General features: G+C 66.3%; 9 protein-coding genes and 1 tRNA gene. All 10 read left to right on the forward strand.

What is annotated here, in order from left to right; translation table 11 throughout:
• The first annotated feature begins 245 nt into the window (after nucleotides 1-245).
• Nucleotides 246-318, forward strand: a tRNA-Trp gene (locus ACGFZQ_RS05930).
• Nucleotides 319-426: 108 nt separating this feature from the next.
• Entirely contained in the window at nucleotides 427-714 is a 288-nt protein-coding gene (gene secE, locus ACGFZQ_RS05935) for a preprotein translocase subunit SecE (protein WP_071385039.1), read from the forward strand.
• An 80-nt stretch (nucleotides 715-794) separates the two neighbouring features.
• Nucleotides 795-1,697 carry a transcription termination/antitermination protein NusG gene (gene nusG, locus ACGFZQ_RS05940; protein WP_393839361.1) on the forward strand — a complete coding sequence of 301 codons (903 nt, stop codon included), beginning with the start codon at nucleotides 795-797 and terminating at the stop codon, nucleotides 1,695-1,697.
• Between the two features lie 251 nt (nucleotides 1,698-1,948).
• Nucleotides 1,949-2,383, forward strand: coding sequence for a 50S ribosomal protein L11 (rplK, locus tag ACGFZQ_RS05945; RefSeq protein ID WP_037858373.1), 435 nt, complete (start codon nucleotides 1,949-1,951; stop codon nucleotides 2,381-2,383).
• Between the two features lie 81 nt (nucleotides 2,384-2,464).
• Entirely contained in the window at nucleotides 2,465-3,190 is a 726-nt protein-coding gene (rplA, locus tag ACGFZQ_RS05950; RefSeq protein ID WP_351748951.1) for a 50S ribosomal protein L1, read from the forward strand.
• A 191-nt stretch (nucleotides 3,191-3,381) separates the two neighbouring features.
• A complete protein-coding gene (locus ACGFZQ_RS05955) occupies nucleotides 3,382-4,242 on the forward strand; it encodes a hypothetical protein (protein WP_393839362.1) in 861 nt (286 codons plus the stop codon).
• Between the two features lie 295 nt (nucleotides 4,243-4,537).
• Nucleotides 4,538-5,068, forward strand: coding sequence for a 50S ribosomal protein L10 (gene rplJ / locus ACGFZQ_RS05960; RefSeq protein WP_351748947.1), 531 nt, complete (start codon nucleotides 4,538-4,540; stop codon nucleotides 5,066-5,068).
• 145 nt (nucleotides 5,069-5,213) lie between these two features.
• Nucleotides 5,214-5,597: a 50S ribosomal protein L7/L12 gene (gene rplL / locus ACGFZQ_RS05965; RefSeq protein WP_351694530.1), complete on the forward strand. Its 384-nt coding sequence runs from the start codon at nucleotides 5,214-5,216 to the stop codon at nucleotides 5,595-5,597.
• 554 nt (nucleotides 5,598-6,151) lie between these two features.
• On the forward strand, nucleotides 6,152-9,637 hold the full coding sequence (rpoB, locus tag ACGFZQ_RS05970; RefSeq protein ID WP_351693782.1) for a DNA-directed RNA polymerase subunit beta: 3,486 nt from the start codon (nucleotides 6,152-6,154) through the stop codon (nucleotides 9,635-9,637).
• 102 nt (nucleotides 9,638-9,739) lie between these two features.
• Complete coding sequence (locus ACGFZQ_RS05975) at nucleotides 9,740-13,639, forward strand: DNA-directed RNA polymerase subunit beta' (RefSeq protein ID WP_351748945.1); 3,900 nt, start codon at nucleotides 9,740-9,742, stop codon at nucleotides 13,637-13,639.
• Nucleotides 13,640-14,621 lie beyond the last annotated feature (982 nt).

Below are 14,621 nucleotides of genomic sequence, written 5' to 3' on the forward strand. Positions count from 1 at the left end.
ACCGGAAACCTGCGTGGCACGCCGGTTTCACAGACTGAACAACCACGGGCCAGACCGTGAACAAGCGTGCGGATCCGGTCCCCGGCCAGGACGATCTTCCGTACGGTCGCCCCGGACTGCCACTTTCTGTTCGACGCGGCGCCGTGGACCACGTACACTCTCTCCTCGTTGGCCTTCAGCAGGCGCGACCGAGCGGGTGCACTCCGAGCACTCGGCCGGATGCGGTACGTTGGGGGACACCGCAAAGGGTCGTAGCTCAATTGGTAGAGCACCGGTCTCCAAAACCGGCGGTTGGGGGTTCAAGTCCCTCCGGCCCTGCTACACACACCGCCAGGATGTGTGCGCATGTACGTACAAGCATTGCACCGCCGTGCGGCTCAGGAACCGGGCGCGGCACGGCCACGACCCGGGATCAGGTGAGGATGAATGACGGACGCCGTGGGCTCCATCGATACGCCTGATGCCCAGGACGAGGTGTCGGAGTCCAAGAAGAAGGCCCGCAAGGGCGGTAAGCGTGCCAAGAAGGGCCCGCTGAAGCGCCTTGCCACCTTCTATCGCCAGATCATCGCGGAGCTCCGCAAGGTCGTCTGGCCGACTCGTAACCAGCTGACGTCGTACACCACCGTGGTGATCTTCTTCGTCGCCATCATGATCGCTCTGGTGACCGTGATTGACTATGGACTCAACCACGCTGCCAAGTACGTCTTCGGCTGAGCACAGAGCGAAGGGCGCCGTGGTACCGGCGCCCCTTTTCGCATGTTCCACCCCTATGTATCCAGGAAGAAGCAGCCATCGTGTCTGACCCGAACCTGAACGACGACGCCACCGAGCCCCGCGGGCAGGCGGCCGAGACGGTCGACGACGAGCTCGACATCGTCGAGGGCGCGGACGAGCAGGACGAGTTCGAGGCTGCCGAGGCCGCACTGGGGGAGCCGGCCGAGGAGACCGCGGTCCACGTCGAGGATGAGGACGAGGATGTCGACGCGGAAGAGGATGTCGACGCGGAAAGCGCCGACGAGTCTGCCGAGGAAGACGCCGAAGAGGCCGCTGACGCCGCCGAGGAAGAGCCGGCCGAGCCGGTCGACCCCGTCCAGGCGCTCCGCGAGGAACTGCGGCTGCTGCCGGGCGAGTGGTACGTCATCCACACCTACGCCGGCTACGAGAACCGCGTGAAGACCAACCTGGAGCAGCGCGCCGTCTCGCTGAACGTCGAGGACTACATCTTCCAGGCCGAGGTGCCGCAGGAAGAAGTCGTCCAGATCAAGAACGGCGACCGCAAGACCATCAAGCAGAACAAGCTGCCCGGTTACGTGCTCGTCCGTATGGACCTGACCAACGAGTCGTGGGGTGTCGTCCGCAACACCCCCGGCGTCACCGGCTTCGTCGGCAACGCGTACGACCCCTACCCGCTGACCCTGGACGAGATCGTCAAGATGCTCGCGCCGGAGGCCGAGGAGAAGGCGGCGCGCGAGGCGGCGGAGGCCGAGGGCAAGCCGGCGCCGCAGCGCAAGGTCGAGGTCCAGGTGCTGGACTTCGAGGTGGGCGACTCGGTGACGGTGACCGACGGTCCGTTCGCCACGCTGCAGGCGACGATCAACGAGATCAACCCCGACTCCAAGAAGGTCAAGGGTCTCGTCGAGATCTTCGGGCGTGAGACGCCGGTTGAGCTGTCGTTCGACCAGATCCAGAAGAACTGAGGTAGTACCTCAGCTGCGGGCCGGTGGGGGCTGGTCGCGCCCGCGCGGCGGCAGCCGCATATTCGATGCAGCCCCGCGCCCCTTTCGGGGCGCCCGAGTGGACGTCCGTGTCAGGTCAGGCGCCTTTTCTGGCCCCTGACCTGCTCGGTTTTTGGCCGCGCATCTATACCCGCTATCGTTGTGCGGTATGCCTGCGTTCGGGTTGGTCCCCTCGCGCAGGCAGGACCCGAAATGAAAGGACCCGGAGAGCTATGCCTCCCAAGAAGAAGAAGGTCACGGGGCTCATCAAGCTCCAGATCAACGCCGGTGCGGCGAACCCGGCTCCGCCGGTCGGCCCCGCGCTCGGTCAGCACGGCGTCAACATCATGGAGTTCTGCAAGGCCTACAACGCCGCGACCGAGTCGCAGCGCGGTTGGGTCATCCCGGTGGAGATCACGGTCTACGAGGACCGTTCCTTCACCTTCGTCACCAAGACCCCGCCGGCCGCGAAGATGATCCTCAAGGCCGCTGGTGTCGAGAAGGGCTCCGGCGAGCCGCACAAGACCAAGGTCGCCAAGATCACCGAGGCGCAGGTCCGCGAGATCGCCCAGACCAAGCTGCCCGACCTCAACGCCAACGACCTGGACGCCGCGTCGAAGATCATCGCCGGCACCGCCCGCTCCATGGGCATCACGGTCGAGGGCTGAACCCCACCTTCGTAGAACCACCGTGGTAGGGCCTGCTCGGCCCGTACACCACGACTCCTTCAGAACCCACAGGAGCAAGTTGTGAGCAAGCGCAGCAAGGCCCTTCGCGCTGCGGACGAGAAGATCGACCGGGAGAAGCTGTACGCCCCGCTCGAGGCCGTCCGTCTCGCCAAGGAGACCTCCACGACCAAGTTCGACGGCACTGTCGAGGTCGCCTTCCGTCTGGGTGTCGACCCGCGCAAGGCCGACCAGATGGTCCGTGGCACCGTGAACCTCCCGCACGGCACCGGTAAGACCGCCCGGGTCCTGGTCTTCGCGACCGGTGACCGTGCCGAGGCCGCGCGTGCCGCGGGCGCCGACATCGTCGGCGCCGACGAACTGATCGACGAGGTGGCGAAGGGCCGTCTGGACTTCGACGCCGTCGTCGCCACCCCGGACCTCATGGGCAAGGTCGGCCGCCTCGGCCGCGTCCTCGGCCCGCGTGGTCTGATGCCGAACCCGAAGACCGGCACCGTGACCCCGGACACCGCCAAGGCCGTGACCGAGATCAAGGGCGGCAAGATCGAGTTCCGCGTCGACAAGCACTCGAACCTGCACTTCATCATCGGCAAGACGTCCTTCGACGACGACAAGCTGGTGGAGAACTACGGCGCCGCGCTGGAGGAGATCCTCCGTCTGAAGCCGTCCGCCGCCAAGGGCCGCTACATCAAGAAGGCCGCCATCAGCACCACGATGGGCCCCGGCATCCCGGTCGACTCGAACCGCACCCGCAACCTCCTCACCGAGGAGGACCCGGCCGCCGTCTGAGCCCCGCGCTCGGTCCGGCAGCCGCGTCAGGGACGCGTCGCCAACAGGTCGGGCCCCGCAATCCGAGAGGGTTGCGGGGCCCGCCCCGTTTTCCCCGTACGCCGGCCCGGCCCTTGGCGGGCTTCGGGCACGGCTGTCAGTGGCCTGGGTTAGCGTCGGGGGTGCGGGACTCGTGTGGGGGGTGGGCCGAGATGACGAGGTCGAGTGTGCGCCGGGTGGCCCTGGCGTTCGCGGTGGCGACCGCGCTGACCGGGGTGGCCGCCTGTACCTCCTCGGCAGCCCCGGACCCCGAGGGCAGCACCGCCGCCCAGCAGGCCCGCGCCATGACCGCCCTCCGCTCCGCCGAGCGGTCCACGCACCGGGCCCGTTCGGTGCGGGTCCGCTCCACCACGGCGCTGGGCTCCCTGATGTCCACCAAGGCCCAGGGCACCCTCGGCTGGACGGACGGCCTCACCGGCACGCTCACCATCACCTACACCGGCGGCAGCACCGCCGACCTGATGCGCCGGCTCGACTCCACGTCCCTGGAGACCCGGTACCTCCGGGACGCCTACTACGCCAAGGTCGGCCCCGCCTTCGCCCGGCAGCTGGGCGGCAAGCACTGGATCAGGTACCCGTACGACTACCTCGCCACCCTGGGCGGCGGCTCGGGCGCGATGATGACCGACCTGATGCGCCACACCACGCCCAACCAGTCGGTACGGCTGCTGCTTGCCTCCGGGGACGTGCGCAGGACGGGCGAGGAGCAGGTCTCCGGCGTGCACGCCACCCACTACTCGGGCACGGTGAGCGTCTCCGACCTGAGCGGCGAGAGCGAGCTGCGCGACCAGCTCACCCAGGCCGGCGTCGGCACCGAGACCGTCGACATCTGGGTCGACGACAAGGACCTGCTGGTCAAGAAGGTCGAGAAGGCCGCCACGCCGAACGGCGCGATGACCCAGACCGCCTACTACAGCGACTACGGCGTGAAGGTCACCGCCGAGCGGCCCCCGGCCGGCGACACCGAGGACTTCAGGACGCTGCTGAAGAAACAGGGCGGCACCGTCTCCTGAGCCCCGCACGGCAGCGTCGCAGGGCCGGATTTGCTTGACAGTGCACCGGTCCCGTACGCTCCTCACGAAGCCAAAGACCGCTGGTCGTTGCCGTGTGCTCGTCAGAGTGCGCGGTGGCCGAAGGATCCGCTGAACCGCGGACGACCCGCGCAGGTGACTGTGGACAGTGCTCCCGGGACACATGCTCAGGTGTGTGTGATCGGTCGAGCTACGCCCCGTGCGCCTGCGCCGGGGCGTTTCGTTTTCCCAGCCCCTTCTGAGCGGTCCTCATCACCCGGAAGGAGGCCGACGCTCTATGGCAAGGCCCGACAAGGCTGCCGCGGTAGCCGAGCTGACGGAGCAGTTCCGCAGCTCGAACGCCGCCGTGCTGACCGAGTACCGGGGTCTCACCGTGGCGCAGCTCAAGACGCTGCGTCGTTCGCTCGGTGAGAACGCCCAGTACGCCGTGGTGAAGAACACGCTGACCAAGATTGCGGCCAACGAGGCCGGGATCTCGACGCTCGACGACCTGTTCAACGGTCCGACGGCGGTCGCCTTCGTCACCGGTGACCCGGTGGAGTCGGCGAAGGGTCTTCGTGACTTCGCCAAGGACAACCCGAACCTCGTCATCAAGGGCGGTGTCCTTGACGGCAAGGCGCTGTCCGCCGACGAGATCAAGAAGCTTGCGGACCTCGAGTCCCGCGAGGTTCTGCTCGCCAAGCTGGCGGGTGCCATGAAGGGCAAGCAGACGCAGACTGCTCAGCTCTTCCAGGCGCTCCCCTCGAAGCTCGTCCGCACCGTGGACGCGCTCCGTGCCAAGCAGGACGAGCAGGGCGGTGCCGAGTAATTCGGCTCCCGAAATGACCGCCGCCTGAGGCTCCCCGCCGAGGCAGAGGTCGTTAGCGGGCCGAACGTCTACGCAGTAACGCCGCAAGGCGTACGCCCGCCAGACATGTACATACGGCACCAGCCGAATTAGTGGAAGGAAAGCCATCGTGGCTCTCACCCAGGACGAACTGCTCGCCGAGTTCGAGGGCATGACCCTCATCCAGCTCTCCGAGTTCGTGAAGGCGTTCGAGGAGAAGTTCGACGTCACCGCCGCCGCCGCGGTCGCCGTCGCGGGCCCGGCCGGTCCGGCCGCCGCCGCCCCGGTCGAGGAGGAGAAGGACGAGTTCGACGTCATCCTCACCGGTGCCGGCGAGAAGAAGATCCAGGTCATCAAGGTCGTGCGCGAGCTGACCTCGCTCGGCCTGAAGGAGGCCAAGGACCTCGTGGACGGCGCCCCGAAGCCCGTCCTCGAGAAGGTCGCCAAGGACGCCGCCGAGAAGGCCGCCGAGTCCCTCAAGGGCGCCGGCGCCTCCGTCGAGGTCAAGTAAGGCCTCTGAGGTCGACCAGACCTCTGTGCGCTGAAACACGTCCTCCGGGGCTGTAACGCGCGGACCGCGAAGAGCGATCATCCATCCGGGTGGTCGCTCTTCGGCGTTCCTGGGAGGCCGACCACGGTTACCTTGCACCCGCCCCGGCGGGAGGTATGGTGATCTTCGTCGTGTCCCTGGCGCACCGGGTTTGCGCAGGGGGGCCTTGACGAACCGCACGCAGCGCGCAATTCTCAGGACGCGTCGCCAGAACGGTCCGAATCCGAGGCATGGATCGGCGACGAAGAGGGCAGTATCAACGTGCGTTGAGGGCAGGCATGACGCAGGCGTTGACGATGGCGAGGGTCTCAGAAAATGGAGACTGGACATCAGTGTGCCAAGTGGCTACACTGACCCTTTGCGCTGCCTGTTAGCTGTCCCCTGCCCGTCACCAGGGGTCTGCCCTCACCCGAATGCCGACGACCGAACCTCCTCTGAACTGGGGTTTCTGTCTCTGTGTCCGGGAAGGGACCGGGGAGCGCGTAGTGAGTCCGAGCCCTCGGAAGGACCCCCTCTTGGCCGCCTCGCGCACTGCCTCGAACGCGAATACGAACAACGGCGCCAGCACCGCCCCGCTGCGCATCTCCTTTGCAAAGATCAAGGAGCCTCTCGAGGTTCCCAACCTGCTCGCGCTGCAGACCGAGAGCTTCGACTGGCTGCTCGGCAACACCGCCTGGCAGAGTCGGGTCGAGGAGGCTCTGGAGTCCGGTCAGGACGTCCCCACCAAGTCCGGTCTGGAGGAGATCTTCGAGGAGATCTCCCCGATCGAGGACTTCTCCGGGTCGATGTCGCTGACTTTCCGCGACCACCGTTTCGAGCCGCCGAAGAACAGCATCGACGAGTGCAAGGAGCGCGACTTCACGTACGCCGCCCCGCTCTTCGTCACGGCCGAGTTCACCAACAACGAGACCGGTGAGATCAAGTCCCAGACGGTCTTCATGGGCGACTTCCCGCTCATGACGAACAAGGGCACCTTCGTCATCAACGGCACCGAGCGCGTCGTGGTGTCGCAGCTGGTCCGTTCGCCGGGTGTCTACTTCGACTCCTCGATCGACAAGACGTCCGACAAGGACATCTTCTCAGCCAAGATCATCCCGTCCCGGGGTGCCTGGCTGGAGATGGAGATCGACAAGCGCGACATGGTCGGTGTCCGCATCGACCGCAAGCGCAAGCAGTCGGTCACCGTGCTGCTCAAGGCGCTCGGCTGGACGACCGAGCAGATCCTCGAGGAGTTCGGCGAGTACGAGTCGATGCGCGCCACCCTGGAGAAGGACCACACCCAGGGCCAGGACGACGCGCTGCTCGACATCTACCGCAAGCTGCGTCCGGGCGAGCCCCCCACGCGCGAGGCCGCGCAGACGCTCCTGGAGAACCTGTACTTCAACCCGAAGCGTTACGACCTCGCCAAGGTCGGCCGCTACAAGGTCAACAAGAAGCTGGGCGCGGACGCTCCGCTGGACGCCGGCATCCTGACCGTCGAGGACATCATCTCGACGATCAAGTACCTGGTGAAGCTGCACGCGGGCGAGACCGAGACGGTCGGCGACAGCGGTGGCTCGATCGTCGTCGAGACCGACGACATCGACCACTTCGGCAACCGTCGTCTGCGCAGCGTCGGCGAGCTCATCCAGAACCAGGTCCGTACGGGTCTGGCGCGTATGGAGCGCGTCGTGCGTGAGCGCATGACCACCCAGGACGTCGAGGCGATCACGCCGCAGACCCTGATCAACATCCGGCCGGTCGTCGCCTCCATCAAGGAGTTCTTCGGCACCAGCCAGCTGTCCCAGTTCATGGACCAGAACAACCCGCTGTCGGGTCTCACCCACAAGCGCCGTCTGTCGGCTCTTGGCCCGGGTGGTCTCTCCCGTGAGCGGGCTGGCTTCGAGGTCCGTGACGTGCACCCGTCGCACTACGGCCGTATGTGCCCGATCGAGACGCCCGAAGGCCCGAACATCGGTCTGATCGGCTCGCTCGCCTCCTACGGTCGCGTCAACGCGTTCGGTTTCGTCGAGACCCCGTACCGCAAGGTCGTCGACGGCCAGGTCACCGACGAGGTGGACTACCTGACCGCCGACGAAGAGGACCGATTCGTCATCGCGCAGGCCAACGCCGGCCTCAACGACGACATGCGCTTCTCCGAGAACCGCGTCCTGGTCCGCCGCCGTGGCGGCGAGGTCGACTACGTCGCCGGTGAAGACGTGGACTACATGGACGTCTCGCCGCGCCAGATGGTGTCGGTCGCGACCGCCATGATCCCGTTCCTGGAGCACGACGACGCCAACCGTGCCCTCATGGGTGCGAACATGATGCGCCAGGCCGTGCCCCTCATCAAGAGCGAGTCCCCGCTCGTCGGCACCGGCATGGAGTACCGCTCCGCCGTCGACGCCGGTGACGTGGTCAAGGCCGAGAAGGACGGTGTGGTCCAGGAGGTCTCCGCGGACTACATCACCACCGCCAACGACGACGGCACGTACATCACGTACCGCCTGGCCAAGTTCTCCCGGTCCAACCAGGGCACCTCGGTCAACCAGAAGGTCATCGTCAACGAGGGCGACCGGATCATCACGGGCCAGGTGCTCGCCGACGGTCCGGCCACCGAGAACGGCGAGATGGCCCTCGGCAAGAACCTGCTCGTGGCGTTCATGCCGTGGGAGGGTCACAACTACGAGGACGCGATCATCCTGTCGCAGCGCCTCGTGCAGGACGACGTCCTCTCCTCGATCCACATCGAGGAGCACGAGGTCGACGCCCGTGACACCAAGCTCGGCCCCGAGGAGATCACCCGGGACATCCCGAACGTCTCCGAGGAGGTCCTCGCCGACCTCGACGAGCGCGGCATCATCCGGATCGGTGCCGAGGTCGTCGCCGGCGACATCCTCGTCGGCAAGGTCACGCCCAAGGGCGAGACCGAGCTGACGCCGGAGGAGCGCCTGCTGCGCGCGATCTTCGGTGAGAAGGCCCGTGAGGTCCGTGACACCTCGCTGAAGGTCCCGCACGGCGAGATCGGCAAGGTCATCGGCGTCCGCGTCTTCGACCGCGAGGAGGGCGACGAGCTTCCCCCCGGTGTGAACCAGCTGGTGCGCGTGTACGTGGCGCAGAAGCGCAAGATCACCGACGGTGACAAGCTCGCCGGCCGGCACGGCAACAAGGGTGTCATCTCCAAGATCCTGCCGATCGAGGACATGCCGTTCCTGGAGGACGGCACCCCGGTCGACATCATCCTCAACCCGCTGGGTGTCCCGTCCCGAATGAACCCGGGGCAGGTCCTGGAGATCCACCTCGGCTGGCTCGCCAGCCGCGGCTGGGACGTCTCCGGCCTCGCCGACGACTGGGCCCAGCGCCTCCAGGTCATCGGCGCCGACCAGGTCGCCCCGCGCACCAACGTCGCCACCCCGGTGTTCGACGGTGCCCGTGAGGACGAGCTGGCGGGTCTGCTCCAGCACACCATCCCGAACCGCGACGGCGACCGCCTGGTGCAGCCGTCCGGCAAGGCGCGGCTGTTCGACGGCCGCAGCGGTGAGCCGTTCCCGGACCCGATCTCCATCGGCTACATGTACATCCTGAAGCTGCACCACCTGGTCGACGACAAGCTGCACGCCCGGTCGACCGGCCCCTACTCGATGATCACCCAGCAGCCGCTGGGTGGTAAGGCCCAGTTCGGTGGCCAGCGGTTCGGCGAGATGGAGGTGTGGGCGCTGGAGGCTTACGGCGCCGCGTACGCCCTCCAGGAGCTGCTGACCATCAAGTCCGACGACGTCACCGGCCGCGTGAAGGTCTACGAGGCCATCGTCAAGGGCGAGAACATCCCCGAGCCCGGCATCCCCGAGTCCTTCAAGGTCCTCATCAAGGAGATGCAGTCGCTCTGCCTGAACGTGGAGGTGCTGTCCAGCGACGGTATGTCCATCGAGATGCGTGACACCGACGAGGACGTCTTCCGCGCGGCGGAGGAGCTCGGCATCGACCTGTCCCGGCGCGAGCCGAGCAGCGTCGAAGAGGTCTGACGGGAGTCCGGTAGGGGCCTCGCCACCGTGTGAGGCCCCCGCCGACCCCCAGGCCCCCGTATCAGACCAAAGACTCACAACCCTGAGAGGGATTGACGCATAGTGCTCGACGTCAACTTCTTCGACGAGCTCCGGATCGGCCTGGCCACCGCTGACGACATCCGTCAGTGGAGCCACGGCGAGGTCAAGAAGCCCGAGACGATCAACTACCGCACCCTCAAGCCGGAAAAGGACGGGCTCTTCTGCGAGAAGATCTTCGGCCCCACCCGGGACTGGGAGTGCTACTGCGGCAAGTACAAGCGTGTCCGCTTCAAGGGCATCATCTGTGAGCGCTGCGGCGTCGAGGTGACCCGCGCCAAGGTGCGCCGTGAGCGGATGGGCCACATCGAGCTTGCCGCGCCCGTCACGCACATCTGGTACTTCAAGGGTGTCCCGTCGCGCCTGGGCTACCTGCTCGACCTCGCCCCGAAGGACCTGGAGAAGGTCATCTACTTCGCGGCGTACATGATCACGTTCGTCGACGAGGAGCGCCGCACCCGCGACCTGCCCTCCCTGGAGGCCCATGTCTCCGTGGAGCGCCAGCAGGTCGAGAACCGCCGGGACTCCGACCTCGAAGCCCGCGCCAAGAAGCTCGAGGCCGACCTGGCCGAGCTGGAGGCCGAGGGTGCCAAGGCCGACGTGCGCCGCAAGGTGCGCGAGGGTGCCGAGCGCGAGATGAAGCAGCTGCGCGACCGTTCGCAGCGCGAGATCGACCGCCTCGACGAGGTGTGGACCCGCTTCAAGAACCTCAAGGTCCAGGACCTGGAGGGCGACGAGCTCCTCTACCGCGAGCTGCGGGACCGCTTCGGCACCTACTTCGACGGTTCGATGGGTGCCGCGGCGCTGCAGAAGCGCCTGGAGTCCTTCGACCTCGACGAGGAGGCCGAGAAGCTCCGCGAGATCATCCGCACCGGCAAGGGCCAGAAGAAGACCCGTGCCCTGAAGCGGCTGAAGGTCGTGTCCGCGTTCCTGCAGACCTCCAACAGCCCCAAGGGCATGGTCCTGGACTGCGTCCCGGTCATCCCGCCGGACCTTCGCCCGATGGTGCAGCTGGACGGTGGCCGCTTCGCGACCTCCGACCTGAACGACCTGTACCGCCGTGTGATCAACCGCAACAACCGCCTGAAGCGGCTTCTCGACCTCGGCGCGCCCGAGATCATCGTGAACAACGAGAAGCGCATGCTCCAGGAGGCCGTGGACGCCCTCTTCGACAACGGTCGTCGTGGTCGCCCGGTCACCGGTCCCGGCAACCGCCCGCTGAAGTCCCTGAGCGACATGCTCAAGGGCAAGCAGGGTCGTTTCCGTCAGAACCTGCTCGGCAAGCGAGTCGACTACTCGGCGCGTTCCGTGATCGTCGTCGGTCCGCAGCTGAAGCTGCACCAGTGCGGTCTGCCGAAGGCGATGGCGCTGGAGCTCTTCAAGCCGTTCGTGATGAAGCGCCTGGTCGACCTGAACCACGCGCAGAACATCAAGTCCGCCAAGCGCATGGTGGAGCGCGGCCGCACCGTCGTGTACGACGTCCTCGAAGAGGTCATCGCCGAGCACCCGGTGCTGCTGAACCGTGCGCCCACCCTGCACCGCCTCGGCATCCAGGCCTTCGAGCCGCAGCTGGTCGAGGGCAAGGCCATCCAGATCCACCCGCTCGTCTGCACCGCGTTCAACGCGGACTTCGACGGTGACCAGATGGCCGTGCACCTGCCGCTCTCCGCGGAGGCGCAGGCCGAGGCCCGCATCCTGATGCTGTCCTCGAACAACATCCTCAAGCCCGCCGACGGCCGTCCGGTGACGATGCCGACCCAGGACATGGTCCTCGGTCTGTTCTTCCTCACCACCGACGGCGAGCTGCGCGACACCAAGGGCGAGGGCCGTGCGTTCGGCTCCACGGCCGAGGCGACCATGGCGTTCGACGCCGGCGAGCTGGCGCTGCAGTCGGCGATCGACATCCGCTTCCCGGTGGGCACCATCCCGCCGCGCGGCTGGACCCCGCCGGCCGTCGAGGAGGGCGAGCCGGAGTACCAGACCGGTGACACCTTCCGGCTGCGCACCACCCTGGGCCGCGCGCTCTTCAACGAGCTGCTGCCCGAGGACTACCCGTTCGTCGACTACTCGGTGGGCAAGAAGCAGCTCGGCGAGATCGTCAACGACCTGGCGGAGCGCTACCCCAAGGTCATCGTGGCGGCGACGCTCGACAACCTGAAGGCGGCCGGCTTCTACTGGGGCACCCGCTCCGGCGTCACCGTGGCCATTTCCGACGTCGTCGTCCCCGAGGCGAAGAAGGCGATCGTCGCGGGCTACGAGGCGCAGGACGAGAAGGTCCAGAAGCAGTACGAGCGCGGTCTGATCACCAAGGAAGAGCGCACGCAGGAGCTCATCGCGATCTGGACCAAGGCGACCAACGAGGTCGCCGAGGCGATGAACGCGAACTTCCCCAAGACGAACCCCATCTTCATGATGGTTGACTCGGGTGCCCGAGGAAACATGATGCAGATGCGGCAGATCGCCGGTATGCGTGGTCTGGTGTCGAACGCGAAGAACGAGACCATCCCGCGTCCGATCAAGGCCTCGTTCCGTGAGGGTCTGTCGGTGCTGGAGTACTTCATCTCCACGCACGGTGCCCGTAAGGGTCTCGCCGACACCGCCCTGCGTACCGCCGACTCGGGTTACCTGACCCGTCGTCTGGTGGACGTCTCGCAGGACGTCATCATCCGCGAGGAGGACTGCGGCACCGAGCGCGGTCTCAAGCTGCACATCGCGGAGCTCGGCGCGGACGGCGTGCTGCGCAAGGCGGAGAACGTCGAGACCAGCGTGTACGCACGTGCGCTGGCCGAGGACATCGTCGTCGACGGCGTGGTGCTGGCCCCGGCCAACACCGACCTCGGTGACGTCCTCATCGAGGAACTGGTCGCCCGTGGCGTCTCCGAGGTCAAGACCCGCTCGGTCCTGACCTGTGAGTCCGCCGTCGGCACCTGCGCCATGTGCTACGGCCGTTCGCTGGCCACCGGCAAGCTGGTCGACATCGGTGAGGCGGTCGGCATCATCGCCGCCCAGTCCATCGGTGAGCCCGGTACCCAGCTGACGATGCGTACCTTCCACACCGGTGGTGTGGCCGGTGACGACATCACCCAGGGTCTGCCGCGTGTCGTCGAGCTCTTCGAGGCCCGTACCCCGAAGGGTGTCGCCCCGATCTCCGAGGCCCAGGGCCGCGTGCGGATCGAGGAGACCGAGAAGACCAAGAAGATCGTCATCACCCCGGACGACGGCAGCGACGAGACGGCGTTCCCGATCTCGAAGCGCGCCCGGCTCCTGGTCAGCGAGGGCGAGCACGTCGAGGTGGGCCAGAAGCTCACCGTGGGTGCCACCAACCCGCACGACGTGCTGCGCATCCTGGGCCAGCGTGCCGTCCAGGTCCACCTGGTCGGCGAGGTCCAGAAGGTCTACAACTCGCAGGGTGTGTCGATCCACGACAAGCACATCGAGATCATCATCCGGCAGATGCTGCGCCGTGTGACGATCATCGAGTCCGGCGATGCCGAGCTGCTGCCCGGCGAGCTGGTCGAGCGCTCGAAGTTCGAGCACGAGAACCGTCGTGTGGTCCAGGAGGGCGGTCACCCGGCCTCCGGTCGTCCGCAGCTCATGGGTATCACCAAGGCCTCGCTGGCCACGGAGTCCTGGCTGTCGGCGGCGTCCTTCCAGGAGACGACGCGAGTCCTCACGGATGCGGCGATCAACGCCAAGTCCGACTCGCTCATCGGCCTCAAGGAGAACGTCATCATCGGTAAGCTCATCCCGGCCGGTACGGGTCTCTCCCGCTACCGCAACATCCGGGTCGAGCCGACCGAGGAGGCGAAGGCCGCGATGTACTCGGCCGTCGGCTACGACGACATCGACTACTCGCCGTTCGGCACGGGCTCCGGCCAGGCCGTTCCGCTGGAGGACTACGACTACGGTCCGTACAACCAGTAGTAGTGGGTTCTGAGGGGCGGCCACCCCGTTGCGGGGTGGCCGCCCTTCGGCGTGTTCGGACTCGCAGCAGTTTCCCACTTCATCATTGAGTGGAGGATTTATCCGCTAGGCCAGCATGAAAGCTAGGGTCTTAATCCCATACGTGACCTGCTGCGCGAGATCGGCTGCGACGGGGCGGTGGAGAGGCCCTTCACCTGGCGTATTACCGGTGCAGAGACAACAATCAAGGCGGCCGTGCACAGTCTTGGCTCCTGCGGACTCCTCGTCAAAGGCAGGGACACGCTGCGTCTGTCGCACGAAGCCAGGGTCTTCCTGGACCGTGAGGACACCGATTACTTGGCCGCGGTTCTTCACGTGAACGTCCGCTTTCGTGGGCGAGATGTTGCGGGAGATTGATTCAGGAAGGAGTCACGCCGAGCTCAACAAGGCGGCGGAGATTTTGTACGGGCGGAGCTGTGGGATCACAGTAATCAGGTGGTGCTTACTGATCGTGGCCGTTCGCTGCGCAATGCCCTCCAGCTCACACAGACGAAGCCTATGGGGCCTCTTACGCTTAGCCAGTGCGTTCTGGTCGAGGCTTTCGAGTGCGGCGGCAATGCGTCGACCAGTTCACCGTCAAGAAATCCTCAGCCGAGCAGGCGCATCGGACAGCAGCCAGGCCGGCAGAAACCTCGTGGGTAACCATGTGCAGGTCCTCGATGCGGCCTTCGACAGTGCTAACCCCCGACGGTTCGAGGAAGCCGTAGCGGTCCTTTCGCCTCCTGGGTATGGAAGTCGAACAGCATGGCGGACCTGGAAAGACAGACCTGCTCGTGGTCTTCTGTATTTCTCCCACGAGGCGCTGCCGCGTGACTGTCGAAGTGAAGACGGACTCGGCTGGTGTGGTCCACGAGAACGACATCAAATTCGATGCTCTGGAGGAGCATCGGAAGATTCACAAGGCGGAACGGGTCATCGTGGTGGGCCCGGACTTCGGTGGTCG

This window comes from Streptomyces sp. NPDC048254, assembly GCF_043201895.1.
Lineage (GTDB): Bacteria > Actinomycetota > Actinomycetes > Streptomycetales > Streptomycetaceae > Streptomyces.